At 70.9% G+C, this 25598-nt stretch carries 17 protein-coding genes; 7 read left to right on the top strand and 10 right to left on the bottom strand.

Translation table 11 applies throughout. The features are described 5' to 3' along the window. The first annotated feature begins 94 nt into the window (after positions 1-94). From V6U90_RS28230 to V6U90_RS28220, 3 genes are all read left to right on the top strand, one after another. Positions 95-427, top strand: coding sequence for a hypothetical protein (locus V6U90_RS28230; RefSeq protein ID WP_334442995.1), 333 nt, complete (start codon positions 95-97; stop codon positions 425-427). A 50-nt stretch (positions 428-477) separates the two neighbouring features. Then, positions 478-675, top strand: coding sequence for a hypothetical protein (locus V6U90_RS28225; RefSeq protein ID WP_442933687.1), 198 nt, complete (start codon positions 478-480; stop codon positions 673-675). A 183-nt stretch (positions 676-858) separates the two neighbouring features. After that, the gene (locus V6U90_RS28220) at positions 859-1797 is read left to right on the top strand and encodes a hypothetical protein (RefSeq protein WP_334442992.1); all 939 of its coding nucleotides are present in this window, start codon (positions 859-861) and stop codon (positions 1795-1797) included. 279 nt (positions 1798-2076) lie between these two features. Here V6U90_RS28220 and V6U90_RS28215 read toward each other — a convergent pair whose 3' ends face one another. From V6U90_RS28215 to V6U90_RS28175, 9 genes are all read right to left on the bottom strand, one after another. Then, positions 2077-2775, bottom strand: a complete 699-nt coding sequence (locus V6U90_RS28215; RefSeq protein WP_334442989.1) for an MFS transporter — start codon at positions 2773-2775, stop codon at positions 2077-2079. 478 nt (positions 2776-3253) lie between these two features. Further along, positions 3254-4399 (bottom strand): RNA polymerase sigma factor, encoded by a 1146-nt coding sequence (locus V6U90_RS28210; RefSeq protein WP_334442997.1) that lies wholly within the window; start codon positions 4397-4399, stop codon positions 3254-3256. Positions 4400-4407: 8 nt separating this feature from the next. After that, the gene (locus V6U90_RS28205) at positions 4408-4815 is read right to left on the bottom strand and encodes a YciI family protein (protein WP_334442986.1); all 408 of its coding nucleotides are present in this window, start codon (positions 4813-4815) and stop codon (positions 4408-4410) included. Positions 4816-5242: 427 nt separating this feature from the next. Further along, positions 5243-5452 (bottom strand): helix-turn-helix domain-containing protein, encoded by a 210-nt coding sequence (locus V6U90_RS28200; RefSeq protein WP_442933686.1) that lies wholly within the window; start codon positions 5450-5452, stop codon positions 5243-5245. Position 5453: 1 nt separating this feature from the next. Then, positions 5454-6485: a sulfotransferase domain-containing protein gene (locus V6U90_RS28195; RefSeq protein ID WP_334442983.1), complete on the bottom strand. Its 1032-nt coding sequence runs from the start codon at positions 6483-6485 to the stop codon at positions 5454-5456. Between the two features lie 25 nt (positions 6486-6510). Next, positions 6511-7386 carry an alpha/beta fold hydrolase gene (locus V6U90_RS28190; RefSeq protein WP_334442980.1) on the bottom strand — a complete coding sequence of 292 codons (876 nt, stop codon included), beginning with the start codon at positions 7384-7386 and terminating at the stop codon, positions 6511-6513. Next, positions 7383-7721: a phosphopantetheine-binding protein gene (locus V6U90_RS28185; protein WP_334442978.1), complete on the bottom strand. Its 339-nt coding sequence runs from the start codon at positions 7719-7721 to the stop codon at positions 7383-7385. The genes V6U90_RS28190 and V6U90_RS28185 overlap by 4 nt, the downstream gene beginning before the upstream one ends. 24 nt (positions 7722-7745) lie before the next feature. Next, a complete protein-coding gene (locus V6U90_RS28180; RefSeq protein WP_334442977.1) occupies positions 7746-12470 on the bottom strand; it encodes a beta-ketoacyl synthase N-terminal-like domain-containing protein in 4725 nt (1574 codons plus the stop codon). 5 nt (positions 12471-12475) lie between these two features. Next, on the bottom strand, positions 12476-20131 hold the full coding sequence (locus V6U90_RS28175; RefSeq protein ID WP_334442974.1) for an SDR family NAD(P)-dependent oxidoreductase: 7656 nt from the start codon (positions 20129-20131) through the stop codon (positions 12476-12478). 1085 nt (positions 20132-21216) lie between these two features. Here V6U90_RS28175 and V6U90_RS28170 point away from each other — a divergent pair. Together V6U90_RS28170 and V6U90_RS28165 are read left to right on the top strand one after the other, a co-directional pair. After that, complete coding sequence (locus tag V6U90_RS28170; RefSeq protein ID WP_334442971.1) at positions 21217-22788, top strand: hypothetical protein; 1572 nt, start codon at positions 21217-21219, stop codon at positions 22786-22788. 84 nt (positions 22789-22872) lie between these two features. Continuing rightward, positions 22873-23907 carry an extracellular catalytic domain type 1 short-chain-length polyhydroxyalkanoate depolymerase gene (locus V6U90_RS28165; RefSeq protein ID WP_334442968.1) on the top strand — a complete coding sequence of 345 codons (1035 nt, stop codon included), beginning with the start codon at positions 22873-22875 and terminating at the stop codon, positions 23905-23907. Here V6U90_RS28165 and V6U90_RS28160 read toward each other — a convergent pair. Continuing rightward, positions 23858-24280 (bottom strand): hypothetical protein, encoded by a 423-nt coding sequence (locus V6U90_RS28160; RefSeq protein WP_334442966.1) that lies wholly within the window; start codon positions 24278-24280, stop codon positions 23858-23860. The two genes, V6U90_RS28165 and V6U90_RS28160, sit on opposite strands and share 50 nt — an antisense overlap. Before the next feature lie 184 nt (positions 24281-24464). On the opposite strand from V6U90_RS28160, the gene V6U90_RS28155 reads away from it, so the two are divergent. Both V6U90_RS28155 and V6U90_RS28150 read left to right on the top strand, forming a co-directional pair. Then, positions 24465-24665, top strand: a complete 201-nt coding sequence (locus V6U90_RS28155) for a hypothetical protein (protein ID WP_334442964.1) — start codon at positions 24465-24467, stop codon at positions 24663-24665. 45 nt (positions 24666-24710) lie between these two features. Beyond that, positions 24711-25538, top strand: coding sequence for a hypothetical protein (locus tag V6U90_RS28150; RefSeq protein ID WP_334442961.1), 828 nt, complete (start codon positions 24711-24713; stop codon positions 25536-25538). Positions 25539-25598: the final 60 nt, after the last annotated feature.

Below are 25598 nucleotides of genomic sequence, written 5' to 3'. Positions count from 1 at the left end.
CACCGAACTCGTCGCCGGCTGTCCCTGGCTACCCACCGGCGCAGCGACCACCTGACCAGTCACGACCGACGTTCGAGCGACGGCCTGGACACCGGTGATCAGCCCGTTGTTCACCGACCGCGAGGAGCGCCGGTTCCCACATGTGGACACGGACGACCGAAATCTCCTCATCGATATCTGCCCGAGCGGGCGTTTATGCGTTGCCGTCGGTGAGGGTAACGGTCTGCACACCGTCTTCTACCTCTACTACTGTACCGAACGTTCTCTCACCAACTTCATCGGCGACGGTTCTGCCAAGCACGCCCAGACCGGCAACGCCACAGCCCATCTGCTAAATCAGAATCGGGTATTCCGAGTATCCCTCTACCCGGACCCTGATCCGGTACGCATCGACTGGGACCCCATCTATTACATTGACCCCTGCTGACGCGACGGGGTCTGCTGCACCAGTAGGTGACGGACTTCGGGGTGCACCCGATGACGTTGTTCAAGTGGCTGCGTCAGGCCGATATCGACGCTGGCGTCAGGCCCGGGGTGGTCGGCGGTGAGTCGGCCGAGCTGCGTGAAGCGCGGAAGCGGATCAGGTTGTTGGCGCAGGAGGACGAGGTCCTGCGTCGGGCCGCTGCCTACTTGTCCGCAGGCGCATCTGCCGGGAAGGGCTCTACCCGCTCGTGAGCGAGCTGGCCGCCGCGTTCCTGATGCTCCCGGGGTACGACCGGGCGATCCAGCAGATCCGCCGCCGGCCGGCGCTGCGGTCCGTCGCCGAGAGCGAGAAGAACGCCTGATGGGGTTCGCTGGGCAGCGGCCCCGGTCGCAGGCCTTGGCTACTCTCGACGCGACGATGAGGGGGTTCCGGGCATGGACGACGCAGGCCGCACCGCCGACGCCGGAGACGCCCCGCCCGGTCCCCGCGGCGGCCACCCGGGCGGCCGGCCCGCCCGGCCGGTCGCCGCCGTGCTCACCGCAGCCCTCCTCGGCCTGGCCTCGACGGCCACCTGGTACATCGAGCGGCGGACCGACTCGCTGGAACAGCAGCGGCGCCAGGACGAGCGGGCCCTGTTCGAACGCGCCTGCAACGACCCGATCTCCGCCGCGGCCATGGTGATCAACATGCCGGCCTTCGCCAGCCGTTGCCCGGTGGGGCTGCGGCACCTGCTCTCGATACCGGCCGACGAGGTCCGTCCGGGCCCGGCGTTGATCGACGCCTATCTGGACCGGCTGTTCGTCCTGCTCGGCGCCCAGGTCCCCGGCGGTGACGTCGGGCCGTACCTCAGCGCGCTACACCGCAACGACGACCACACCGCCGCCCTCCGCGCGGCGAACCGGGCCGTCCGGTCCTGCCGGGCGGTGCTGCCGACCGACCCGCCCACGCCCACCCCGGCCGCTTCCGGGCCACCAGCGGGCTTCTGGGACGACCCGCAGCGCATCGAGGTGCGCCCGCAGCGCTCGACGGTGCGGGTGAGCGGCGCGCCGGGCGGCGTCACGGTGATCGACGTCCGGGTGGTCGAGACGACCCCGTCCTGCCTGACCCGGCCACCGGAGGAGGTGCCGGTGCCGCGGTACATCGGCACCACCGCCCTGAGCCTGTCCTTCAGCCCCGGCACCGGCCCGAGCGGGCAGCGGGTGTGGCTGCTCGACCGCATCGACGCCTGCCCGGTGCACCCGGACCCGCTGGCCTCGGCCCCGATCGTCGACGCCGACTCGATGGCCCGGCACAGATCGATCCGGGCGAGTGCGACCGACTCCCTCTTCGCCTACGCCGGGAGTACCTGCCCGTCGCCAGCCAGCCCGGGGTGAGCCGCCTCCGGTCGTGGAGAACGATCCCGGATACGCGTCAGGGCCATCCCGTTACGGGATGGCCCTGACGCGTAAAGAGCCAGCGCACCAAGCCCGAACCTGCCACTACCGACGACGCGACTACCCATAGACAACTGCCGCTGGAATCTTAGTTCACGTGTGAGCACGTCGGCGTAGTAGTAGACCAGGTCGCCGGTTTGGCGAGTCAGCCGTGTTTCCGTCCTCATGCCCACGCCACGCCCAACGCCGAAGGCAAATGACGGTGGAGCATTACGGGGCTCACGTTGGCGGATTGTCAGCGGGCTGGGCCGCCGAGCCAGGTTTCGCCGGGGGCGGCGCTGTCGTAGCAGGGGTGGCCGGCGGGATCGGCCGGGACGCATTCAGGACCAACATGGCGATGCCGATCACCATAGTGCCGGCCAGCGCGACCGTGGCCGCCAGCGCGTCGACCAGGAACACCAACCGCCAACCCAGCGCCCGCGTCACCAGGCCACTCGCGACCGGTCCGAGCAGGAGAGCGACGCCGACCGCGAGGCCGAGTACCAACCCGACCCGGGCACGCCAGCGGCCCAGCTGACCGGACAGGGCGAGGGCGACGCCGATCACGGTTCCGGCACCCAGCCCGACGACCACCCGCCCAACCGCCATCAACGCCGCCCCCGGTACGAACGCGCTCACCACGCTCCCGACGACCAGGAGCACCAACGCCGGCATCGCGGTCGCGGTCGGCCACCGCCGGCCGAGCAGGTAGCCGGGCGCGACCAGGGCCGCCGTTGCCACCACGTACGGTGCAATCACGGTCACTATCATGGCCGCGGTGGACAGTCCCAGGTCGCGCCTGATCGCTCCGGCCAGCGATCCGATGGGCGCGGTGAGCAGTCCGGCGGCGAGCAGGGCACCAAGCGCTGGGCCGGCAAGCGACCAGACCGGGCGAACCACCGGTGGTCGGGCCGGTGCGGGGTATTCGGGCGGAATCACGCCGCGAGTGTACGCATCGGACTCTCGATCGCCAATACCTCACCCAACGCCCGCGGCAACATCTTCGCCGCGGCCTTGTCGCCGCCGGGCACAAAACTAAAGGACATCTCGCAATTCGGTGAAGGCGTTTCCTGGCACCGGCGCTGGTGTCACCCCCGCGAGGATGATGTCGTGGAGGGAAGCGATGCCGGATGTAATGTCGGTCAATGTATGGGTGGCGCGGCGATAGTCGCTCAGAATCTTGAAACACTTCTTGCGGCCAGAACGTGTTCGACCTGCGCGCGGACGGATTGGGGCTGCTTGTTGACAGTTCCCCACCGAGATGGTGATCGGCGGAATCGCCGAGCCCGCGCTGCGACGGGTCCGCCAACCGGACGTGTCGTGCAGCTTGGTCTCGACCCGCCTGCTCTCTTCGCGGCGACCGCTCTGGCCGCAGGCCCGCACCACGTGCTGCGAGGGGAAATCCGAGCGCCACCAGTCAGCGGCACCGGCGGGCGTTGAGCCGGGCGGCTTGGCGCGTCAGGTGGTCGCGCTCGGCGAGGTTGGGGGCCTTTTGAGCCGCCTCGGCGTACAGCCGTGCCGCCGTCGCCAGGTCGCCGTCGCGCTCGTGGAGGTACGCCGCCACCGCCGCGTGGCGGGGCAGTAAGTCGTCCAGCGCCGCGAGCGCCGCCAGCCCGGCGCGTGGTCCGTCGGCCTCGCCGACGGCCACTGCGCGGTTGAGCCGGATGAGCGGGCTGTCGGTCAGGCGCGCGAGTTCGTCGTACCACTCGACGATCTGCACCCAGTCAGTCTCCTCGGCGGTGGGCGCGTCAGCGTGGAGTGCCGCGATGGCGGCCTGGGCCTGGAACTCGCCCAGCCGGTCGCGGGCGAGGGCCGCCTGCAGGATCTCGACGCCCTCGGCGATCGACGTGGTGTCCCACCGGCCGCGGTCCTGCTCGGCGAGCGGCACCAGGCTGCCGTCGGGCGCGGTCCGGGTGGCGCGCCGGGCGTGGTGGAGCAGCATGAGAGCGAGCAGCCCCGCCACCTCGGGGTGGTCGATCGCGGCCGCGAGTTGCCGGGTGAGCCGGATGGCCTCGGCGGCGAGGTCGACATCGCCGGAGTAGCCCTCGTTGAAGACCAGGTAGAGCACGCGCAACACGGTGGCGACGTCGCCGGGCCGGTCGAACCGCACGCCGGAGACGGTGCGCTTGGCCCGGCTGATGCGCTGCGCCATGGTCGCCTCGGGCACCAGGTAGGCCTGGGCGATCTGACGGGTGGTCAGCCCGCCGACGGCGCGCAGCGTGAGCGCGACCGCAGACGACGGCGTCAGCGACGGGTGGGCACACAGGAAATAGAGCTGGAGCGTGTCGTCCACCGCAGGCGCGGGCCCGGGCGCCGGTTCCTCGTCGACCAGATCCTCACGCCGGCGGCGGGCGGCGTCCGCCCGGGTCGCGTCGAGGAACCGGCGCCAGGCCACGGTGACCAGCCAGCCCTTCGCATCCCGCGGCGGGTCGGCCGGCCAGACGCGGACCGCCTCGACCAGCGCGTCCTGCACGGCGTCCTCGGCCGCCGCGAAGTCGGCTCCGCGGCGGACGAGGATCCCGAGCACGCTCGGCGTGAGGCTCCGGAGCAGGGCCTCGTTCATCGGAGAGGTCACTCCGTGATGGTGGGTGGCGCGGTCAGGAACGGGCGCAGCTCCAGCCACTCGTGGATCGGCTTTCCGCCCGCCCCGGGAGCGGCCGACAGCTCCCCGGCCAGCTCGACGGCGCGCTCGTAGCTGTCGACGTCGATGATCATCCAGCCGGCGATGAGGTCCTTGGTCTCGGCGAACGGGCCGTCGGTGACCGGCGGGCGCCCCTCACCGTCGTACCGGACGAACGTCCCCTCGGGGGCGAGCGCCTGACCGTCGACGAACTCGCCGGTCCCCTCGAGCCGGGCCGCGAAGTCATGCATGTACTGCACGTGCGCCGAGATCTCCTCTGGCGTCCACTGGTCCATGGGCACGTCGTTGACCGGAGCCGGAGCGCCGCGGTAGTGCTTGAGCAGCAAGTACTTGGCCATCGTGTTTCTCCTCGGTGCTGGTGCAACCCATTCTGGTCACGTTCACCACGGGGACGGAGCCGGTCACGGGTTCTCGACATCGCCGTCCGAGATTTTTCCTCTCGTAGATGAGCCTGGGTGAGCCGTCTCGTGGTGTCCGGGTCCACGGCGTAGCGTGAGGGCGCGGTCGATTTCCCCGCTGGTTCAGTAGGCGCTGCCGCTGATGGCGTTGCCGAGGGGCACGACGCCGACCACCAGGGCGCGGACGGCCCAGGTGATCCGGGTGAACTTGCGGTACGCCACCATGTTCGCCGCCCAGATCAACGAGTACCACCGGGCAGCCTGAACCGATCTTCGAAATGCCAGGCCACGACCGTTGCACGAGTTTTGGCACGGTACACGTTGCGGACGGCGTCGAGGTCACGGTCGCGCTGGCGCAGCAAGCAGGTCATCCGCCTCGGCCTGGTGGTCGACGGGGACGGCGGCGAGCGCGGCAAGGGTGCCACCGTCGTTGAGCACCCGACGGGATGCCGGCGGTGTGGACCGTAGGGGCCTTCGCCCCGGTCTCCAAGTCGTGCAAATGGCTCTTGTCCCGGTGGGTGAGCTGCCCGAGCGCCCGCAGGGACAGCCCGCAGGCGGTACGGACGGCTCGCGGCACCTCAAGACCGCCATGGTTCCTGCGTTCGAGGTGTGACCAGACGCCCTCGGTGGGGTTGGGGTCCGGGGCGTAGGCGGGCAGCCGCCGCCTGCCCCCGAGGGCGTGTCTCCACCGACCCGGCAACCCGGTGCGCCCACTGCGCCCAGTCGTCGAAGCCCAGGAACCGGCCCAGCCGACCGAGCTGCGTCAGCGGGTCATCGATGAGGTCCTCATACGTCATCGTCAGCAGCTCCCGCGGCCCGGCGTCAGCGATGGCCTGCTCGGCCTCGTTGGCGAGGAACGCGCACAGGACCAGGTAATGCCCGACGTCCCCGCCGCGTTCGCGTAGCGTCTGGGCCGTCAGCTGGCCGAGCAGGTAGCGCTTCATCTCCTCCGGCACCGGCTGGTCGGCGGCGACCTCGAACGGATCCAGCCCGTACCGGCGAAACGAGTTCATGCGAAGCTCGAGGAGCTGGTAGTAGGAGTGGCGCCTCATCGACTCGGCGGTGTCCGCCCAGCTACGGGTCAGATAGACAATCTTCGCAGTGGGAAAGTGCTTCAGCAGGGACAGGGCGAAGTGGCTGGAGCCACCGGAACGCTCGACCCAGCGCCGCCGGTTGGTGAGCGAGGTGAGCAACTCCAGAAACATCTGATGGTGCTGCGCCGCCGGTTGAGCCGGAAACCCCGGCACCAGTTCGGCGAGTGTGTCGTACAGGTGGTCAGGGTCGGACGAGATCTTCGGCAGCGTGGTCGCCAGAACTCGCGGCAGCTCCCCGAGATTGCCGGCCCACCGGCCTTTCTCCGGGTAGCGCACCTCGGGCGGCGGGAGTCCGATCCGGAAGAGAGCGGAGAGTGCCGGGTTGGGCTTGCTCAACCTCGACCAGTACTCGGCACCACTGAGCGTCTCCTTGTCGTCGATCCAGGACCCCGCCGGCACGAAGAACTCCTGGACCGACAGCGTGTCGGGCTGCTCGGCGATCAGGTCGGACAGCAACGTCGACCCACACCGCCCGGTGCTGATAATGATCGCCTGGTCAGGGCTCGATGCATCCATCGACAAACCTCCTGAGTGATGCATGTCAGTGCAGGGTGGCGGGTGAAGGCGGCTGGTCCCGACCGTCACGCCCAGCTGCGGCGTCCGCGGGGCCGGGGTGGAGGCCGCAGTCCTGGCGCAGCCAGGACAGGACGATGTCGCGGACGGTGTCCGGCTGGTCGATGAGGATGGAATGCCGCTGACCGGGCACGGTGACGATCCGCGCGTGTGGCAGCAGCCGCTGTACATCGGGGGCCAGTTCGACCACGGCGGAGGATCCGCCGTACACCCACAGCACCGGGCACTGGATCGCGGCTATCCGCTCCTCGGCCGGTAGCCGGCTGGCCGGCAGGTCGCGCGCGAGGCTCGTGGCGACGAGCACGTCGCGAGCCGCCCTGGCCCGGCGGCTGGCCCGCTCCCCGCGTTCGGCGCTGATCCTGGCGAGTACGTGCTCGTGCGGTAGGTGTGCGGCGGCGGCGTCGAGCCGCGTGGCCACCCGCTCGAACCAGGCCGCGGTGGGCGGGGAGGACTCGACGGCGGCGATCGCGGCGACCTGCTCAGGGTGGCGTGCCGCGTAGCTGAACGCGATCGTGCCGCCGAAGGAGTTGCCAAGCAGGTGGACCGGGCCGGTTACGTCGAGCACGGCCAGCAGCGCCGCCAGGTCGTCGACGAAGTGGTCCAGCGTGTAGCCCGCCGTCGGGCGCTCGCTCTTCCCGTGCCCACGCAGGTCGTACATGATCACGCGGAGGCCGGCGGCGGCGAGCGGGTGGGCCATGCTGAGATACCAGCTCGCCAGATTGTCCGTGGCCAGGCCGTGGATCAGCACGGCGGTGGGGCCGCCGCCGGGTACGCCGGATACCGCTTCGGGTGGCCGGAGCTGCTCCATGTGGACGGAGAGCCCGTTGGCCCGGACGATACTCATGCGGATAGGCCCGCTGTGCCGAGGCCGGCGTCCGCGTGGCCCGCGTCCGCTTCCGCCGCGTCGAGCGCGGTGGCGATGTGTGCGACGAGCTGACCGACCCGCAGTTGTCGGATGGAGTCCAGGTCCAGTTTGGCAATGAACTCTGCGAAGTTGACCGCGTTGCCGTACCGCGCCTGCAGGCGGCCGGCGAGGGAGATGACGTCGATGCTCTCCATCTCCAGGTCGTCCTGAAACCTGGTTGCCATGGTGATCTCGCCGTCGACTCCGGCGTCGGCGCGGATCGCGTGCAACATCGCGGCAACCTCGGCGAGGATGTTGACCTGGTCTACAGACATGTGATGTCCCCTCTCGTGATCGCGCTACGGGCGGCCGGTTCGGTGGGCAGGCTCCGGTCCCCACGTCCAGCCGACGACGTACCGCCTCGGGGGCAGGCCCTCGGGGTTGGACACTTCGCGATGTGCAACCTGATAGATGCGGTCACCGACCTCGACGGTCAGCACGGCTGAGGCTGCGGCCACCACCGTGAACCGTCGTGGGTCGCCGGCCAGGCCGGTGCCCTCTGCCTTGGCGGCGGCCTCCTTGGCGACCGAGAAGCGGGCGAACCACAGGTCCCCGTCGTCGCCGCTGGCCAGCATCGAGTCGAGTAGCTGTCGTTCTGGTTCCGACAGTGCGGACGCGACCGCGTTCTCCGGAGGCTCGGTGATCTCGACAGCGTCGATGCCGACGCCCGGCGCGCCGGGCAGCGCGTCCGGCGCGCGGGGCCCGGCGATCGCCACCCCGATCTCGGCGACGTGGGCGAGTGAGACGTCCCAGGCGCCGAAGCCGCGGCCGGGGCGCGGGTGCACCCGGGGCCGGCCGTTCGGATCGTTCGTGATGGTCAACTCGATCGGGTAGACATCGACGTGGCCGCCTTCCCACAGCGGGAACCGGACGGCGTCGATAGCCGCGATCCGGCCGAGCAGCCACTGCTTGCGCGCCTTGGGCGGCTGCCGCTCGTAGTCGGTGTAGCCCCTGTTACCGAGGATGCCGCGCGCGGTCATGCCGCGGGTGACCAGGTCGGGCCAGCAGTCGAAGGCCATGGTCCAGCCCTCCGGCTGCCACAGCGACATCGAGTGGCGCTCCGGGAAACGTTCCTCCGGCAGGGTGGGGTGGCTCTTGAACCGTCGCTCGATGCAGCCGTCGAGCTGCGCCCATACCCGGCCGTCGACGGCGAGTTGTATGTCGAAGACGTGCTGCGCGTCGTCGGTCGAGCGCGCGCGGGCGATGCATTCGAGCGCCGTACCGGGCGCTGGCGGCGGACCGAAGAACCGTGCGTGTCCGATTCCCACCGGCAGCGCCGAGAACGGTTGCGTCGTGACGATCCAGTTGGCCACCAGTTGGAAGGTGCTGTCGAGCAGTCCACCGGGCGGGGACGGGGCGGTCACCACGCCGCGGATGTGCATGTCGCCGACGGCGTGCACCTTGGTCACGCCGCGGAACAGGGGGCCGTGGAACACGAACCGTTCGGCGTACATCTCCTCGGCGCTGATTCGTGGCGGCTGTTCCGTGGCGGGGTCGTGCTGCCAGAACGCCGGACGGTCGGCCGGGTAGGCCGGTGCCACCTCGACTGTCGAGCGGGCGTAGTTACCGAAGGTCACCGAGAGTTGGCCGGGACCGGTGGGCTTGACAGTGATCTCGACGTCCTGCGGCGGCGCGGCGATGCACCAGAGGTTGAACCGGGCGCCATGCACGCCGACGACCCGCATGCCGGGTGCCGCCTGCTGGGCGGCCTCCATCATGTGTTGCAGGGCGGTGGTGCCCGGCACCACGGGCCAGCGGTCTTCCGGTTCGGGCCAGTCTTCGGGCTGCACGAAGAAGCAGTGGTCGCGCAGGTACGGCATCGTGTCGAGGGCGACCCGCAGGACCATGCGGTGGACGCGCGGCGGCGGCAACGGCGGCGTGTGCCCGGTTCCGCCGTCGACGACCACACCGTCGGTGGGGTCGCTCAGCAACGAGGCGAGTTCCGCGGCGATGCTGGAGCGTCCGGCGAGATCGTGCAGCCTGGCCAGGGTCGGCGATCTCGGCGGGCCAACCGGGGCGTGCGGGGTCGCGGCCGTCGGTGTCACCACTGCGGCCTTCGGGGCCTGCGTCGCCATGGCGGCCGTCGCTTCCCGAGCAACCGACCTGGATCCATCAACTGCGCCGCTCGTGGCGCTCGTGCTGTCGGTGCCATCCGCGTCACCCGCCGACTGATCGGCGGACACGGAGACGCCGAGCAGCTTGTCGGCTCCCTCGCCGAAGCGGACCAGCGCGCCGCCGAGGTCGAGCCGCATGATCGGGCCACGGCGGACGGGGTGGGCGGCGGGCGCCGCAGCTTGGGCGGCGGTCGGGGCGGCAACTCGGGCACGACCCGTGGCCGCCGTGTCGAGGGCGCGCAGGTCCGGTGCGGCGCCCTCCACCCACAGCGCCGTGGCGACGCGGCGCAGTTGGTTCAGCCCACCGCGATGTGCAACGTTGACCGGCATCGCGAGATGGTCGCGGCCGCGCAGGTTGTCGGCGATGACCGAGGCGAGCTGCCCGACGCCGACCTGCAGGAAGACCCGGATGCCGGCGTCGTGCATGGCCGCGATGGTCTGCCGGAACCAGACCGGTTCGAGCATGTGTCGTGCGGAGATCTCCAACACGCGGGCCGGCTCGGTGGGCAACGGCGCCTTGAGGGTGGTGGACCAGACGGGCACCCGGGCGGACTGCACCTGCCAGCGGGGCAGGGCCGCGCCGATGGACTCCAGCCCGGAGGCGAACACCGGGGTGTGGAAGGCCGCGCGGAACGGCAGCTTCTGGCACAGGATTCCGTCGCCACGTAGTGCCTCGACGATGCGGTCGATTTCGGTCTCGGGCCCGTTGACGATGCACTGGGCAGGCGCGTTGTCGTGGGTGAGGACCACCCCTGGATAGCGGGCGAGCCGCAGGGTGATCTGTTGCGCGGCCCCGCCGACGACGGCGAACACGCGGCCGGGCGTCTCCACCGGCGCCGAGTTGAACGTGGCGAGGAACTCGTCCATGGATGCCGAGCTGATCAGTCCGGTGGTGGCCGCGGCGGTCCACTCGCCGATGCTGTACCCGCAGACCGCGTGTGGGGTGATCCCGACCCGGTGCAGGGCGTCGTTGAGCAGCTTGCCGACCTCGATCACGCCGGCGCCGTGCCGGCCGAGGTCGTCGGTGGACCACTGCCGGTCGGGCAGGCCGAAGTGCGCCGCGATGTCCGCGGTGCGCGGGCTGAACTCCGTCTCCAGCCCGGGAAACACGAAGGCCATCTGGCCGGGAGAGTCGCCGGCGAGCAGCGGGGTAGGGCTGAACCAGATGTCCCGGGCGCCGTGCCAGGGCAGCCCCTTGGCGACGGCGCGCCGGGCGGTGGCGAGGCGTTTGGTGTCGGGGTTGACGATACCGAGCCGGCAGCGCTCGTCCGCCGGACCCCGGGCGCCAGCGCCAGCGGGACCGGCCTGTCGGGCCCGGGCGAGGCCGAGGGCGCGGACGGCGTGGTCGTCGGTGTCGAGCAGGTGGGCCAGTGCGGCCGGGTCGGGGGCGGCCAGCCACAGCACCTCGTCGGGCTGTTCGACAGTGACCGCCGCCGTGGTGTTGACGGCTGCGGGCGCCGGCACGGCGCGGGACACCAGCCCGGTCGTGCCCGTGCCGCCCCGACGGGAAGCGTAGGCGTCCGGCGCCTCCTCCAGGATGATGTGGGCGTTGATGCCGCCGAAGCCGAAGGCGTTGACGGCGGCGCGGCGGGGTCCGTCGCTCTCCCACGGCTGGGCGCCGCTGATCGGCGCGAACCGGGTGCGCTCCAGCTCCGGCCGCGGAGTGTCGCAGTGCAGCGTCGGCAGTAGCACGCCGTGGTACACGGCCAGGGCCGCCTTGATCAGGGCTGCGCTGCCGGCCGCCGGCATGGTGTGACCGATCATCGACTTCACCGAGCCGATCACCGGTCGTGGCCCGCCCCGGTGCGGACCGAACACCTCGGCGACGGTGGCGAGCTCGACGGCGTCGCCCGTCGGCGTCGCGGTGCCATGTGCCTCCAGCAGGCCCAGCGCGTCCGGGGCGGTCGGATCCAGTACCGCCGCGGCCCAGGCCTGCCGGACGGCCAACGCCTGCCCTTCGCTGACCGGGTTGACCATGCTCGCGGCGCGCCCGTCGCTGGACCCCCCACTGCCGCGGATCACCGCGTAGATCCGATCGCCGTCGCGCACCGCGTCGGTCATCCGCTTGAGTACGACGATCCCGGTGCCCTCGCCGATGAGCAGCCCGTCCGCCGCGCTGTCGAACGGCCGGATCTCGCCCCGCCGCGACAACGCGCCGAGCTGGCTGAATATCGACCAGAAACCGATGTCGTGCACGTGGTGCACGCCCCCGGCGAGGACCGCATCGAGCCGGCCGCTGGTCAGCTCGGTGATCGCCTGGTCCACCGCGATCAGCGACGAAGCGCAGGCGGCATCCAACGTGTACGCCGGACCACGCAGGTTGAGCCGGTTGGCCACCCGGGAGGCGACCAGGTTCGGCACAAGTCCGATCGTTCCCTCCGGCCGGTGCTCGCCGAGCCGCTCATCGAACCTCGCCCGCACGGCCTCCAACCGGCTCTCCGGCAGGTCCGGGATCAGCTCCCGGAGCAGGTGGATCGTCTGGCTGGTCATCCGCACCCGCAGGGCGTACCGGGCCGCGGCGGGGCTGATGCTGCCACCCCGACCGAGGATCACGCCGACGCGGTCAGCGGCGGGTAGCCGGTCGCCGCCACCGGCATCGTCGATGGCCGCGGCAGCCACCTGTAGCGCGATGAGCTGATCCGGCTCAATGTCGGCGACGGACGCCGGCATGATGCCGAACCTCAGCGGTTCGAAGGTGGCAAACTCGTCCACGAAGCCGCCCCGGCGGCAGTACACCCGGTCCGGCCGGTGCGCCTGCGCCGGGTCGTAGAACTCCGGATCCCACCGGTGCGGCGGCACCTGGGTGATCGCGTCGAAACCCTCGACCAGGTTGCGCCAGTAACTGTCGAGGTCAGCCGCGCCGGGCAGCAACGCGGCCATCCCCACGATCGCGATCTGGTCGCTGGGCATTCCAGTCACCAGCCCGACGCGGTGTAGACGACGGAGGTGGCTGCCGGATCACCCCAGGCCAACTCGCCCAGCAGGCTCAGCGCGCCTTCCTCGGGGTCGATCAGCCGGATGCCGCGTCGGGCGTACGCCCGGCTCAGCTCTGCGGTGACCATGCCGCCGTGACCTTCGACCGGCGCCCACGGTCCCCAGTGAACGGTCAGGCAGCGGTTGCCGGTACGGGCCTTCCAGCGGGCACCAACCGCCTCCAGGGCGTCGTTGGCTGCCGCATAATCGCTTTGGCCGCAGCTGCCGTACGCCGCCGCGATGCTGCCGAACAGCACCACGAACCTCGGCGGGTAGCGCAGGCCCTCCAGCGCGCCCAGCACCGCCTGAGCACCCGCCACCTTGGTGTCGAACACGCGGGTGAACGACTGCGGATCCTTGTCGGCGATCAGCTTGTCCTCGATCACCCCGGCGGCGTACACCAGCCCGTCGATACGACCGTACTCGCCGTGGATGGCGGTGATGAGCTGCCTGGTCGCCTGCGCGTCACGTACATCGAGGTTGTGGTAGCGCACCCGGGCGCCCAGCTCACCCAGTTCCCGCAGGGTGGCCTCGACCTCCCGGCCCGCCAGGATCGCCTGAGCCGCGCGGGCGATCGTCGCTGGGGAGCCGACACCCTGGCCGGCGAGCGCCGCCCGCAACGCCACCGCGTCGGTAGCGGCCGCCAACACCGGATCCTGCGGGCCCTCCGGCAGCGGGGTGCGGCCGACCAGCTCGATGCGGCACCCGGCAGCCGTTGCGAGAGCACGCGCGAACCAGGAGGTGATGCCCCGCGCCCCGCCCACCAGCACCACCACCGAGTCACGGTCCAGGCCGATCGCCCGGGCCTCGGCCACGCCGTCGCCGGCCGGGCCGGCACCGCCCGCCGCCAGCGCCCCGAGGCTCGCCGGCACCAGGTCGTACGCACGCCGCCCGCCGCCGCTCCGGTGCACCACCGCCGTATCGTCCTTGAGGAGCAACTCGTCGATGATCTGCTGGGCGAGCCCCTGCGCGGGTTGCCTACCGTCGACGATGACCACCCGCGCCGTGGTCGACGGATACTCCCGAGCGATGGTGCGGAACAGGCCACCCAGCCCGTCCGTGCCCGCGCCGGCGTTCGGGTCGGCGACCGCGAACACCCAGCGCGGCCCGCCCGCCAGGGCCTGTCTGATCAACCCGAACGCGCTGGGCAGCAGCGGCACCTGGCCACCGACCAAACCGTCGAGCAGGACCAGTGCGTCCACGCCGTCGACGGTGCCGGGATCGGCTGCCGTGCCGACGCTTACGGTCGCCCCGTGCCGGCGCAGCAGCTCCACCACCTGACCGGCCACCGTTCCGGAGCCGGTGACCAGGAACGTGGCTCCCGCGAGCACGGTCTCCGGTTGCCTCGGCGCTTCCGCGACCGACACCAACGTGGGGAGCATCCGCGTGGGCGCGACACCCAGCCGCCCGTCACCATTCACCGGCGCCGCGCCACCCACAGCCGGCGCCGTCTGCGGCGCCCGTGGCAAGTGCCCGGCGGGGACCGTGGCGAGCGGCGCCGGGCGCGGCTGCGCCGGTATCGTGGGCAACGCCGCAGCTGGTGCCGGCCCGGCGGGTGTGCCTGGAGACGATGCGGGGACCGTGGCGGCCACGGCGTCGTTCACCCGGGTGGCGAGCAGGTCGAGCATCGCGCGTACGGTCCGCGCTTTGATCATCTCCTCTAGTTCCGACTCGTCGCCCTCGGCTGACATTCCGAGGCGGGCGATGACCTCGCCGGCTACCTCGGCTCGCTTGATCGAGTCGATACTGAGGTCGGCTTCCAGGTCGAGGTCGAGTTCGATCAGGTCGACCGGGTAGCCGGTCCGCTCGCTGAGCACCGCCAGCACGACGGCCTGAAAGTCCACACCGCTCGGTATCGCGGCTACCGCCGCGGGCGGTGCCGGCGTGCCGACGGGATAGACGGGCACGCCGGTGGGTGCGGGGAAAGCGGACGCGGACGCGGCACCGTCTGCTGGCGTGGCGGGGACGACGGAGGCGGCGCCGGCGGCTGGCACGTGGGCGGCAACGGCGTCATTCGACACCGAGGACGTCCCCGCACCGCTGACCCGGGTGGCGAGTAGGTCGAGCATCGCGCGTACGGTCCGCGCTTTGATCATTTCTTCCAGTTCCGACTCGTCGCCCTCGGCTGACATTCCGAGGCGGGCGATGACCTCGCCGGCTACCTCGGCTCGCTTGATCGAGTCGATACTGAGGTCGGCTTCCAGGTCGAGGTCGAGTTCGATCAGGTCGACCGGGTAGCCGGTCCGCTCGCTGAGCACCGCCAGCACCACGTTCTGGAGGTCGAGACCGGGTGGCTCCGCCACGACTGTGGCGGCCGGTGCGGCGACTGCCGCGCCGTTGGTACTGGTGATGGCTCCGCCGGGCGTTGTGCTGGTGGTGGCTCCGCCGGGCGTTGTGCTGGTGGTGGCTCCGCCGGGCGCGGGTGGCGTGAACACCGGTACGGTGGCCGGCATCGGCGCGAGCGGTGTCGGTGGGCTGGTCATGGCCGGCGAGACCGGCGCCCGCAGACCGGTCGGCGCAGGCGCCGGTGAGATCGGTACGACGGTCTCCATTCCTTCCGGAGCGCCGCTTGGCGGTGCGGCGGAATCATGGCCGGGAGGGTTCGCCCCGGCCGGCACCGGCGACCCCGGTGCCGGTTGACTCGCCGCGGGGCCAGCTAGGTCGACCGGTGAGCCTGCGGGGCGGTGTGTCTCGGGTGGCCGTTGGGCGGGGGGGCCACCGTTGGTGTCGTTGCCGAGGTAGGCGAGCATCACGTCGCGCTGGGAGGCGATCATCTCTCGGTTGGTCCGGAGGAACTCGGCGAGCAGGTCGTCGGAATGTTCCCGCCCGGGACGCCTATCGCGACCGCTGGCGGTGCGTTCGGTTGCTGCGGTCATGGACAACTCCTTCATACGTTGTGGGGGTGTCATGCCGCCCGGAAGGCGGTTGCCGTCGCGGTCGCGGACAAGTTGCCCGTCCACCCGCCAGAAGGGGCGGCTGCCGGCTGCGGTCGGAGTGGCCTGGACGGTGTCGCGGCCATGCAGCAGCCAGCCGGTCTGTACGGGTACCCCGGCGCACGCCAGCTGTGCCACGGCGATGAGGAAGTCACGGAGCCCTTCGCCGGTGCGCCGGTCGCAGGCGACGGCGAGGTGTGGCCGGTCGGCGAGGATGGTCTGGACGAGACGGGTGAGTACCTGCCCGGGGCCGGCCTCGACGAAGGTGCGGGCGCCGGCGGCGTACATGGCTTCGATCTGTTGGACGAAGCGCACGGGGGCGCCGATCTGGGCGGCGAGTTCGTGCCGTACCCCGTCGGCGTGGGCGGGGTAGGCGGTGGCGGTGCGGTTGGACCAGACCGGGATGTTCGGTGGGGTGACCGGTTGGGCGGCGAGCACCTGCGCGAAGCGATCCACGGCGGAGGCAACGAGCGGGCTGTGGAAGGCGCAGGCGACGTTGAGTCGGCGTGCCGTCAGGCCGGCGGCCTTCAGCGCGGTGATCGCCGCCTGCACCGCGGGGGTGGGGCCGGAGATCACCTGCTCGGTGGGGGTGTTCCGGTTGGCCAGGACGACCTGGTCGGCGAGGCCGGCACTGTCCAGGATCTGGACGAGACGTTCGGCGGTGGCGCTGACCGCTGCCATGGTGCCCGGATCGTCATCGGTGGCACCGAGGATCGCATCGGCGCGTTGCCGGCTGAGCTGCAGCAGCGTTGACGGGTCGTAGGCGCCGGCGGCGCACAGCGCGACGAGTTCGCCGTAGCTGTGCCCGGCAGCGACGTCGGGGCGGATGTTGAGCCGGCGGAGCAGGTGGTCCACGGCGAGTCCGCCGATGCCGAGCACGGGCTGGGCCATCCGGATGATCCGCTGCTGCTGGGCGCGTTCCGTGGCTGGGTCGAACGCGGCCGGTGGGAACAGCACGTCCGCACATTCCTCGCCGAGTTCGAGGTATTGGTGCAGGTCGGGGAAGGTGACGAACAGTTCGGCCAAGGCGCCGGGGTACTGGCTGCCCTGCCCGGGGAACAGGAACGCCACCTTCCCGCCGGCAGTGCCGGAACGCGTGGCCTGCGGTGGTGGCTGGATGAGTCCCTTCCCGGGGTTGTGCTCGCCGGCGAGCGCGCGGTGCAGCAGCAGGTCGAGTTCGGTGCTGTCGCGGGCGACGATCGCGACCTGGACGGGGCCGGAGCGCAGGTCGGCCTGGGCCGCCGCCGTGGCGGCCAGGTCGCGCAGTCGCCATGGCCGGCCGTACCGGTCGGTGGTCTGCAGTGCGGCGGCCAGCTGCCGCATCGCCCGGTGCGCTGCGGACCGGTCGGGGCCGCGGAAGCAGAACAGCTCCGCCGACCATTCCTGGCGGGCGTGGCGCGGTTCGGGCGTGTGTGGGTGCGCGGCGAGCACCACGTGGTAGTTGGTGCCGCCGAAGCCGAACGCACTGAGCCCGGCGATCCGCGCACTGGCCGGGGCGCTCCATGGGCGGGCCTGGGTGTAGAAGGCGAACGGGCTCTGCTGCGGATCCCACACCGGGTTGGGCCGGGTCAGGTTGATGGTCGGCGGTCTGACCCCGGTGTACAGCGCGAGTGCCGTCTTGATCAGACCCGCGAGTCCGGCCGCGCATTTGGTGTGGCCGATCTGCGACTTGACCGAGCCGAGCGCACAACTGCCCGGCCGCGCACCCGACTCGACGAACAGCCGCGTCAGGGTCTCCAACTCGGTACGGTCCCCGACGATGGTGCCGGTGCCGTGCGCCTCAATCAGCCCGACCTGCCGCGGAGAGATACGGCCACGCGCGTACGCCCGGTCGAGCGCCCGACGCTGCCCCTCGGCACGCGGCGCGGTCAGGCCCAGGGCCCGCCCATCGCTGGCGCTGCCAACCCCCTTGATGACCGCATAGATCCGGTCGCCGTCGCGCTCGGCCTCGGCAAGCCGCTTGAGCACGACACATGCGACGCCCTCGCCGAGGGCAATGCCGTCGCCGGTGCTGTCGAACGCGCGAGACCGGCCAGTGGGCGACAGCGCGTGCGCCGAGCTGAACATCAGATAGTCGTTGATGCCGTTGTGCAGGTCAGCGCCGCCACAGATCATCAGGTCACTGGTGCCTGCGGCCAGCTCCTTGCACGCTGCGTCCAGGGCCGCAAGCGATGAGGCGCACGCCGCGTCGACAGTGAAGTTGGGTCCTCCCAGGTCCAGTCGGTTCGCCACCCGTCCAGTGATCACGTTGGCCAACACGCCAGGGAACGAGTCCTCGGTGATGACGGGCAGCTGGTCCTCGAGCTCCGCCGGCACCTCCCCGAGATAGGTGGGCAGCATCATGCGGAGCGTCTGCGCATGCGCCATGTCGCTACCCACCTCGGCGCCGAACACCACCCCCGTACGAGAGTGGTCGATACCCGACGTGTACCCGGCGTCGCGCAGAGCCTGGCTCGCGACCTCCAAGGCCAGCAGCTGGGTCGGGTCGATGCTGGCCAACGCCGCTGGCGGAATGCCGTACCCGATCGCGTCGAACGGTATCGGCGCGATGAACCCACCCCACTTCGACACGCTGAGCCGTCCCGTTTGCCCCCGCTCCACCTCGGACGCGTAGTAGGTGTCCACCGGCCACCGTTGGGCGGGCACCTCGGTGACCGCGTCGCGGCCACTGAGGATCGTCTGCCAGAAGCTGGACAGGTCTGGTGACTCCGGAAAGACGCAGGCCATACCCACTATGGCGACATCCAGCGGCGTCACCGGCGCCCGTTCGGCCGCCTCGCTGCCCGGCCCGAGCGTCGCCGCCAGCGCCGCGATCCGCTCGGCGTGGAAGCGCTGTGCGCCCGTGGTGACGCCGTTGTGCAGGGTGGCCACGGTGGTTCGCGCGTCGCGCAGCACGGCGACCTGGCCCGCCATGAACAGTCCCTCGGCGTGCTGACCCGACTCGTCGACCGCAACCAGCTCGCCTCCCTCGCGCCGTCTGCCCTTGCTGGCGATCCGCAGCCGGCCGACGTTGAGCACCTCCAGCGACTCCCACACCTGCCGGCCAGCCATTCCCGCCGCAAGCAACTCCTGCCGCACCCGGTGGAAGTCGTCGACGTACGGGCTGTGCAGGCAGCGCGTCACGTGTCCGGGTGCCGTCTCCAGCACCGCCGTACCTGTCGCCGCGATCGCCTGACGCTGGAACAACGGCTGGATCGCCCCACCCTCCACCGCCTCCCGGGTGAACAGGTACGCGGTGCCCATCAGCACGCCCACCTGCACACCGCGACGCGCCAGCGGTCCCGCCAACGCCGCCACCATCGCGGCCGAGCGCGCGTCGTGGATGCCGCCGGCGAACAACACCTGCACCTGCGCGGCGGTCCCGGCCGGCGCGCCATCGAGGAACTCTTCCAACGCCAGCGCCTGCGCCTCCCACAACGAAAAGCTCGTCCGCGGCCCCACATGCCCACCACACTCGGCGCCCTCGAACACGAACCGCCGCGCCCCGGTGCGCAGGAACTGACGTAACAACCCCGGCGACGGCACATGCAGAAGCACGTTGATGCCGTCGGCTTCCAGGGCCTTGGCCTGTGCGGGCCGGCCGCCCGCGATGATCACCACCGGCGGCCGGGCCTCCCGCACCGCCGCGAGCTGCGCCGCCCGCACCTCTTCGGGGGCGAAGCCGAGGATGCCCACTCCCCACGGTCTCTCACCCAGCGCCTGCACGGCCTCCCGCAGCATCCGCCGGGACTGTTCGCCGCTGGCGAGCGCGAGAGCGATGAACGGCAACGCGCCGTCGCCGGCTACCGCCGCCGCGAACCCCGCCACGTCGCTGACCCGCGTCATCGGCCCCTGCGCCACCGGGATCCGCACACCCCACGCCCGCGCCAGCGGTGCGCCCGGCGCCAGCAACCCACCCGCCGCGGCGTCTTCGACCGCATCCGTGATCGCCGCGCGGATACCGCGCACCGCGGCAGTCGTCCTCCGCCAACGCTGCCGGAACACCGCGGCCAACCAGCCGTCCTCACCCACCTGCAGCAACGCACCGGTGCCGTTTGGTCGGCCGTCGCGGCGCACCCCCCGCACACCATCACGCAGCACCGTCTCCGAGCCGTCCATCCGCCCGATCACGGCCCGCACGTCCTCCGGCAGATCCGACTCCGGCATCAGCGCCAACTGGCTGTCCACCACTACACCAGCCGCCCCACCCACCACACACGCGGCGGCCGTACGCGGCCCGATCCCGCCAGCCACCCACACCGGCAGGTCCAGCGCCTCATCAGCGAGCAACTGCTGCAACAGAACGAACGAACTCAGCTCACCGACCCGCCCGCCCGCCTCCGAACCGCGCGCGATCAACCCGTACGCACCGTTCGCCGCCGCCGCATGCGCCTCCGTACGACTTGTCACCTCCACCAGCACCCGATAACGCTCCGCCGACGTCCTCAGCGGCCACGGACCATCCGCCGGCAAGACAATGAGACTCACGCGGTCCTTCGCGGCGCGCTCCACATCGGCCACCGTCGCGGCACAGCCCGCAGACACCCGCACCCCGATCGGCCCTGCCGACCTCGCCGCCGCCTGCTCCAGCGCCCGCAGCGTCGGGCGGTCGCCCCGGGCCAGATCGAACACGCCGAGCCCACCACCCGCGTCGGCGGCCGCGACCAGCTGCGGACTGGGCTCCACCGCACCACATGGATTGATTACGATCACCAAATTGCGACTGGCGGGTGCGGTATTCATCGAACTCCCGTCGATTGGGTCAGGCGCGCCGGCACTCCCAGTCCGTCCGCTGCGCCGGTGGGTTTCGTCGCAGCCACTACCGTGGTATCCGCCAACTTGGCCGGGTTTAGGAACGCTCCAGCGCTTTTCCCGCGAAAGCTAGGTTTTTGTGCTGTTGCGCGCCCTGGATGGCACAGTTACGGATCTTCACGATCGCGGTAGCGGTGCCTCGCGCCCGTCGTCTGTGTGTCACCCCAGGGATGTTCGGCCACCCGGCGCCACCGCCGCGTCACTGCACGCGCGCGCAAAATGCCTCACCTTTTGGCCCACTCCCCACCCGTTCGCGGCGGCGGTCACGCTACGTCACCGCCAGGGCGTTCGCCCAGGAAGCGTATGTTTTTGGCGTTTTGCGCGGTCCCTCCATGTTCGTCTGATAAAACCGAGTTCAGCCTCACATTCACGTTGACCCGAAGGAATCGAGGACTATCGAAATTTGCCCGGTGCTGGTTCGAGCTGATTTCAGGGGCTCTGCTGCCAGCGCAGGCTTCGCCGCGCTCCAGGCGGAGGTCCGGCATCGACAACCTTCGCCATGCGGGCAGCTGTCCGAGACGGCGAACCCCTGCCCGTCCAGCGGGGCCCCTTCCCCGTCACCCACCCGCACCCGAAGTCCTGGCAACAGCCGCCCGACGCATCGCCACCCGACGAAAGGACCATCTATGGACAGGACCCAGATCTTTGCCCGGTCTCTGCTTCCCGCCGCCATCTTGGCGACCCTGCCGCTGCTCGCCACCGTGCCGGCGGCTGACAACCGCTCCAGTACGGATACGGTCGGACCGACACTCGCGTTCGCGGATCAGCCGCCCATGGCGGATCAGTTACCCATGGCGGATCAGCTACCCATGGCCGATCAGCCACCCATGGCGGACGGGTCGGCGGCACCGGCGCCCTCCGGACCGGAACTGCTGGCCAAAGCCGCGCCGGACGAGTGCTTCGCCGGCATCGGTAAGCCATATCCGCCCGGGCCGCCGTGCAGAGTCGGAGTACCGAAAGTGAACCAGTCGTACGTGTGGGGCCTGGCCCAGTCGGGCGACCAGCTCTGGTTCGGGACGGCTCCCAACGTCCACTGCCTCACCACGGCGAAAGGCCTCAAGCTGATGAAGCCGGTCCAGAACGACGATTACGTGTGCGAGTACGGCGAGAGTCAGCTGCGGAAGGCCTACCCGTTTCTGCCGGCGGGAGGAGGGGACTGGCGGCCACCGGACGTGTTCGTCTACGACACTCGGACGGGGCAACTGACCGACAAGGGGGGCGACATCGACAACGCGTCCGTGATGGACAGACTGCGGCTGAACTCGACGATCGGGATCCGCGCCGCCGGCTCCCACCAGGGCGTCGTGCTGCTCGGGGGACCAGCTCTCGGCGGCATCAACCTGTTCGCCTTCGACAGCGAGTCGGGCCGGTACCTCGGATCGACAACCCTCTCCCGATACGGCAACATCCGGAACTTCGTGGTCGCCGACGGCGCTCTCTACGCCGGCGTCGGCGTAGGGCTCGACGGTCTGGGCGGGGGTGCGGTGCTGCGCTGGACCGGTACCAAGGACGACCCGTTCAGGTTCGGGGTGGTGGGTGAGCTGCCGGGACAGGTCTCGGACATCACCTCGCACCAGGGACGGATCGCCCTCATCACCTGGCCCAGCGCTGGTGTCGACGGCCGGATTCCCGGCGTGTGGCTGAGCCCGCGTTTGGCGGACGGAGAGCCGGGCCTCACCCCCGCAGACGCCGACGGCTGGAGCCGGGTATGGAACGTGACCCAGTACGAGCCGGACCCCGTCGTGGCCGAGACGTACGGCCTGGGCGGGCTCGCCTCGTACGGCGGTTACCTCTACTGGGGGACAATGCACGTGCCGCTGAAGGCCACGCAGGCGCACACGAGGCGCTACGAGCCGGCGCGTGGCAAGCCAGACCCCGTCGTGGTGCCGAACACGCAGCGCACGGCGAGCATCTTCCGGGCCGGCGACTTCGATGTCGACTGCGACGGATGTGAGGGCAAGGCGTCGGTCGAGCTTCTGTACGGCGAGTCGAAGCTGCCGGCATTCGATCCGGAGGCGAACAATGGGGAGGGCGGCTGGCGGCTGACCCCGACCGGGTACACGCCCAAGTTCGGCGCGGCGGGATTCGGTGACGGCTACAACAACTACATCTGGAAGATGGTGGTGGTCGCAGGCTCGCTGTATGTCGGCACCATGGACTGGAGCTACCTGGGCAGGGCGGCTGGTGGCGGGATCGAAGCCGCGTTCGGCGCCGCCGACGCCTCGTCGTACGGCGCCGACCTGTGGGCGTTCGACAACCCGAACGAACCTGCCAGGCCAGTGGACACCACCGGACTCGGCAACTATCTCAACTACGGCATCCGCACCATGGTGGCCGACGAGTCGAACATCTACCTTGGCATGGCGAACCCGATGAACCTGCGGACCGACAAGCAGGATGATGTCCCGGAGGGCGGTTGGGAGCTGATCCGGCTCCCCTTGGTCGCCTCGAACCCCTCTGCCGCCGGGAAGGGGCGACCGCTCCCGCCCGGGGGTGACGCCAGCGAGGCAGCGACGGCCGGCGGAAAGTGACGAGCCCGTTCGGGCGCGGGCCGGTCGGTGCAGAGCGCCGACCGGCCCGCGCCGCTGACGACGAGCACCGCGAGGGGAGACTTCATGAACCGGGAAACCACGAGGGCGGCGACCGTCAGGCGTACCGCGTCAGCGGTGGTGGTGGCGGTCGGGGTTGTCCTCACCGTGCTGATCGGCTGCGACGTGATGCGTCCGCCCCGGCGGGATGCCCCCGTACCGACCGCGCCGCCCGGGTCCGCACCGACCGCGCCCGGCCCCCGAAGCCCGGTTGCCAGGGGATCGTCCGCCCACAGCATCACGGTGGCCGGCAGGGAACGCACCTTCCGGCTGTACCGGCCGGCCAAGCTGTCGCTGTCTGCGCCGGTACCGTTGGTGGTGATGCTGCACGGCGCCCTTGGCAACGGTCGCCAGGCAGAGATGGCGTACGGGTGGAACGCCGCGGCGGAACGTGAGGGGTTCGTGGTCGCGTACCCGGATGGACTCCACCGATCCTGGGCGGTGAGCGCCCACTGCTGCGGGCGGCCGGCCCATGACGGCGTCGACGACGTGGCGTTCATCGTCGCCACGGTGGCCGACATCTCCGCCAAGCTGTCGATCGATCCGAACCGGACCTATGCCGCCGGGATTTCCAACGGCGGGATGCTCGCCTACCGGCTGGCCTGCGAAAACACCACCTTCGCCGCGATCGGGGTGGTGGCGGGAAAGCTGGTCGGGCCATGCCCGTCGCCGGCACCGATCTCCCTGATCCATATCCATGGCACAGCCGACGACGTGGTCCCGTACGACGGTCGGCCAGGGAAGCTGGACAACGGCGGGACCGGGCGGCGCCCAGTAAAGATCGACGGCGGACCGGTCGCCGACCAGATCGACCGGTGGCGGAAGATCGCGCGATGTGCCGCTCCGGAGGCACGTACCGCTGGAGCCGTTACCACGTCGGCCGCCCGCTGTCCGGATGGGCGCGACGTCGAGCTGATCACCATCGCCGACGCGGGGCACCAGTGGCCGGGCGCGTCGCCAGCGATGGTGGAGCGCCTGCTCGGGATGGACCCGCCGTCGACGGCGCTGGCCGCTACCGAAGCGATCTGGGGCTTCTTCGCGAACCACCCGCGCAACAGCTGAACTCCCAGCGTCGACGAGACCCCGGCAGTCCCAGGGTGAGCTTGCGGCCGCCGCGCTCGGGATCGAATCGGCCGACCCGGGCGACGTGCGGCAGCCGCGCCGACGGCACGCCCAGCAACGAGCCCAGTGCGTCGCGGGACGCGGGCGCGTCGACGAGCTGGCTCAGCGGGTGCGTCGCCACCCCGGCCGCGTGCAGGGTCAGCCAGACCCGCATCACCACCCGCCCGAACCCGACCCGCGCAGCGTCGTCCGTCCCGGACGGTCCGACCAGGACCAGCACGGCGCCGCCGAGCGCCAGTGGGTTACCGGCGGCCGTGGCGAGCAGCCGGGGCAACCCAGCCGGCGCAGCACCGGGTACGCCGTCAGCGATCATCTTGCGATGGCCGCCCTTTGCTTTCCTTAACGGTCCCGCCCGTATCCGATCCGAATCGGTGCAGGTCAAGCCGCCTCAGCTACATGAGGCTGCCGCACCAACAACGACCGTTACGATAAGGCCACCAATCGTCGCGGCCGGGTGCCCGAGCCGGGTGCCGAACACTGATCCCCTGGAGCACACGTTGTCCACCGCGACCTCCGCGAACAGACCCGCCGGCCTGCAGATCGCCGCGCTGTTCAGCACGTCCCACGAGCCGCAGCCGGTGCAGACCGACCGCATCGGCACCCGCCCGCTGGTCGTCGACCCGTTCGCCGTGCCGGAAGTCGCCGGGCCGGCCGGGGAAGACCCGGTCTCGGCGGACCGGGGCGACTCCGGGCGGTAGCCATCGGAAGATCAGCGGTCGCCGCTGTTGGGTAGGGTGCCGGCTGTGACAGTGGAAGCGTTCGACATCTGGACCGGCGACGAACACGAGATCGCCGACGAGGCCGGTAACCGTCCCCGGCTGCCGGCCGGGTGGGCAGGCCCGAACGGGCCGGGCATCGACGTGCGGACCTGGCCGCGCTCGCCGCGCACCGGCCAGCCAATGGTGCACTGTTTCACGCTCCGGCTGCCCGAGGCGTACCGGCGTCGCGGGCCCGATCTTGTCGCCGTCGCGGTGTTCCAGTGGGAGGACGACCTCTACTTCAAGGACCCGCTGCCTGAGGTGCAGGCGGTTCTGGCCGGACAGCGCGCCGACGTCGCGCAGCCCGACCACCCGTTCTGGGCCGAACTCGGCCGGTCGCGGCGCCACCCGCAGTTGCAGCTGGCCGACGACGGCGTCGCCTCCCTGTTCGCCATGGTGTGGCTGGACGAGACGGAGCTGAGCGGTCCGCAGGTGACCCGCCCCACGACCGCCCCTGAGCTCGCCGACGGCGAGGCCGACGCGGTGCACCTGAGGGAGCGGTACGGCGTGTTCGGCCCCGTGTGGCTGGTGCGCCGCGACGACCCGAACGCCGGGGTCGCCCCGGTCTCCTTTCCCGAGGCCGGCAACGCCTACGTCGAGATACCGGACCGGTGGGAGGTTTTCCACGCCGAGCACCTGGGCGGCACCAACATGTGCCCCGACGGTGTGCGCGAGGGCCTGTCCCCCTGGTACATCGAGGTCAGCCGGCTAGGCGGCATCAGCTACGGCGGCGACCAAGACCTCGCCCTGGACCTCGACGCCAGGGCCTTCCTCGGCGACATGACCAGCGCTGTGCTGCTCCCCGAGGCCTAGGCCGCGTTTCGTAAGGCTCGGAGCCACTGGTCGATGATGGCGATGGTGACGGTGGCTTCG

Source organism: Micromonospora sp. CPCC 206060 (genome assembly GCF_036906895.1).
Lineage (GTDB): Bacteria > Actinomycetota > Actinomycetes > Mycobacteriales > Micromonosporaceae > Micromonospora.
This window is presented reverse-complemented; position numbering and strand designations above follow the sequence as displayed.

Coding starts and splice junctions, on each gene's coding strand:
- V6U90_RS28180 (WP_334442977.1), bottom strand. CDS start 12,470: ATGCCCAGCGACCAGATCGCGATCGTGGGGATGGCCGCGTTGCTGCCC.
- V6U90_RS28165 (WP_334442968.1), top strand. CDS start 22,873: ATGAACCGGGAAACCACGAGGGCGGCGACCGTCAGGCGTACCGCGTCA.
- V6U90_RS28210 (WP_334442997.1), bottom strand. CDS start 4,399: ATGAACGAGGCCCTGCTCCGGAGCCTCACGCCGAGCGTGCTCGGGATC.
- V6U90_RS28160 (WP_334442966.1), bottom strand. CDS start 24,280: ATGATCGCTGACGGCGTACCCGGTGCTGCGCCGGCTGGGTTGCCCCGG.
- V6U90_RS28205 (WP_334442986.1), bottom strand. CDS start 4,815: ATGGCCAAGTACTTGCTGCTCAAGCACTACCGCGGCGCTCCGGCTCCG.
- V6U90_RS28190 (WP_334442980.1), bottom strand. CDS start 7,386: ATGAGTATCGTCCGGGCCAACGGGCTCTCCGTCCACATGGAGCAGCTC.
- V6U90_RS28185 (WP_334442978.1), bottom strand. CDS start 7,721: ATGTCTGTAGACCAGGTCAACATCCTCGCCGAGGTTGCCGCGATGTTG.
- V6U90_RS28225 (WP_442933687.1), top strand. CDS start 478: ATGACGTTGTTCAAGTGGCTGCGTCAGGCCGATATCGACGCTGGCGTC.
- V6U90_RS28220 (WP_334442992.1), top strand. CDS start 859: ATGGACGACGCAGGCCGCACCGCCGACGCCGGAGACGCCCCGCCCGGT.
- V6U90_RS28195 (WP_334442983.1), bottom strand. CDS start 6,485: ATGGATGCATCGAGCCCTGACCAGGCGATCATTATCAGCACCGGGCGG.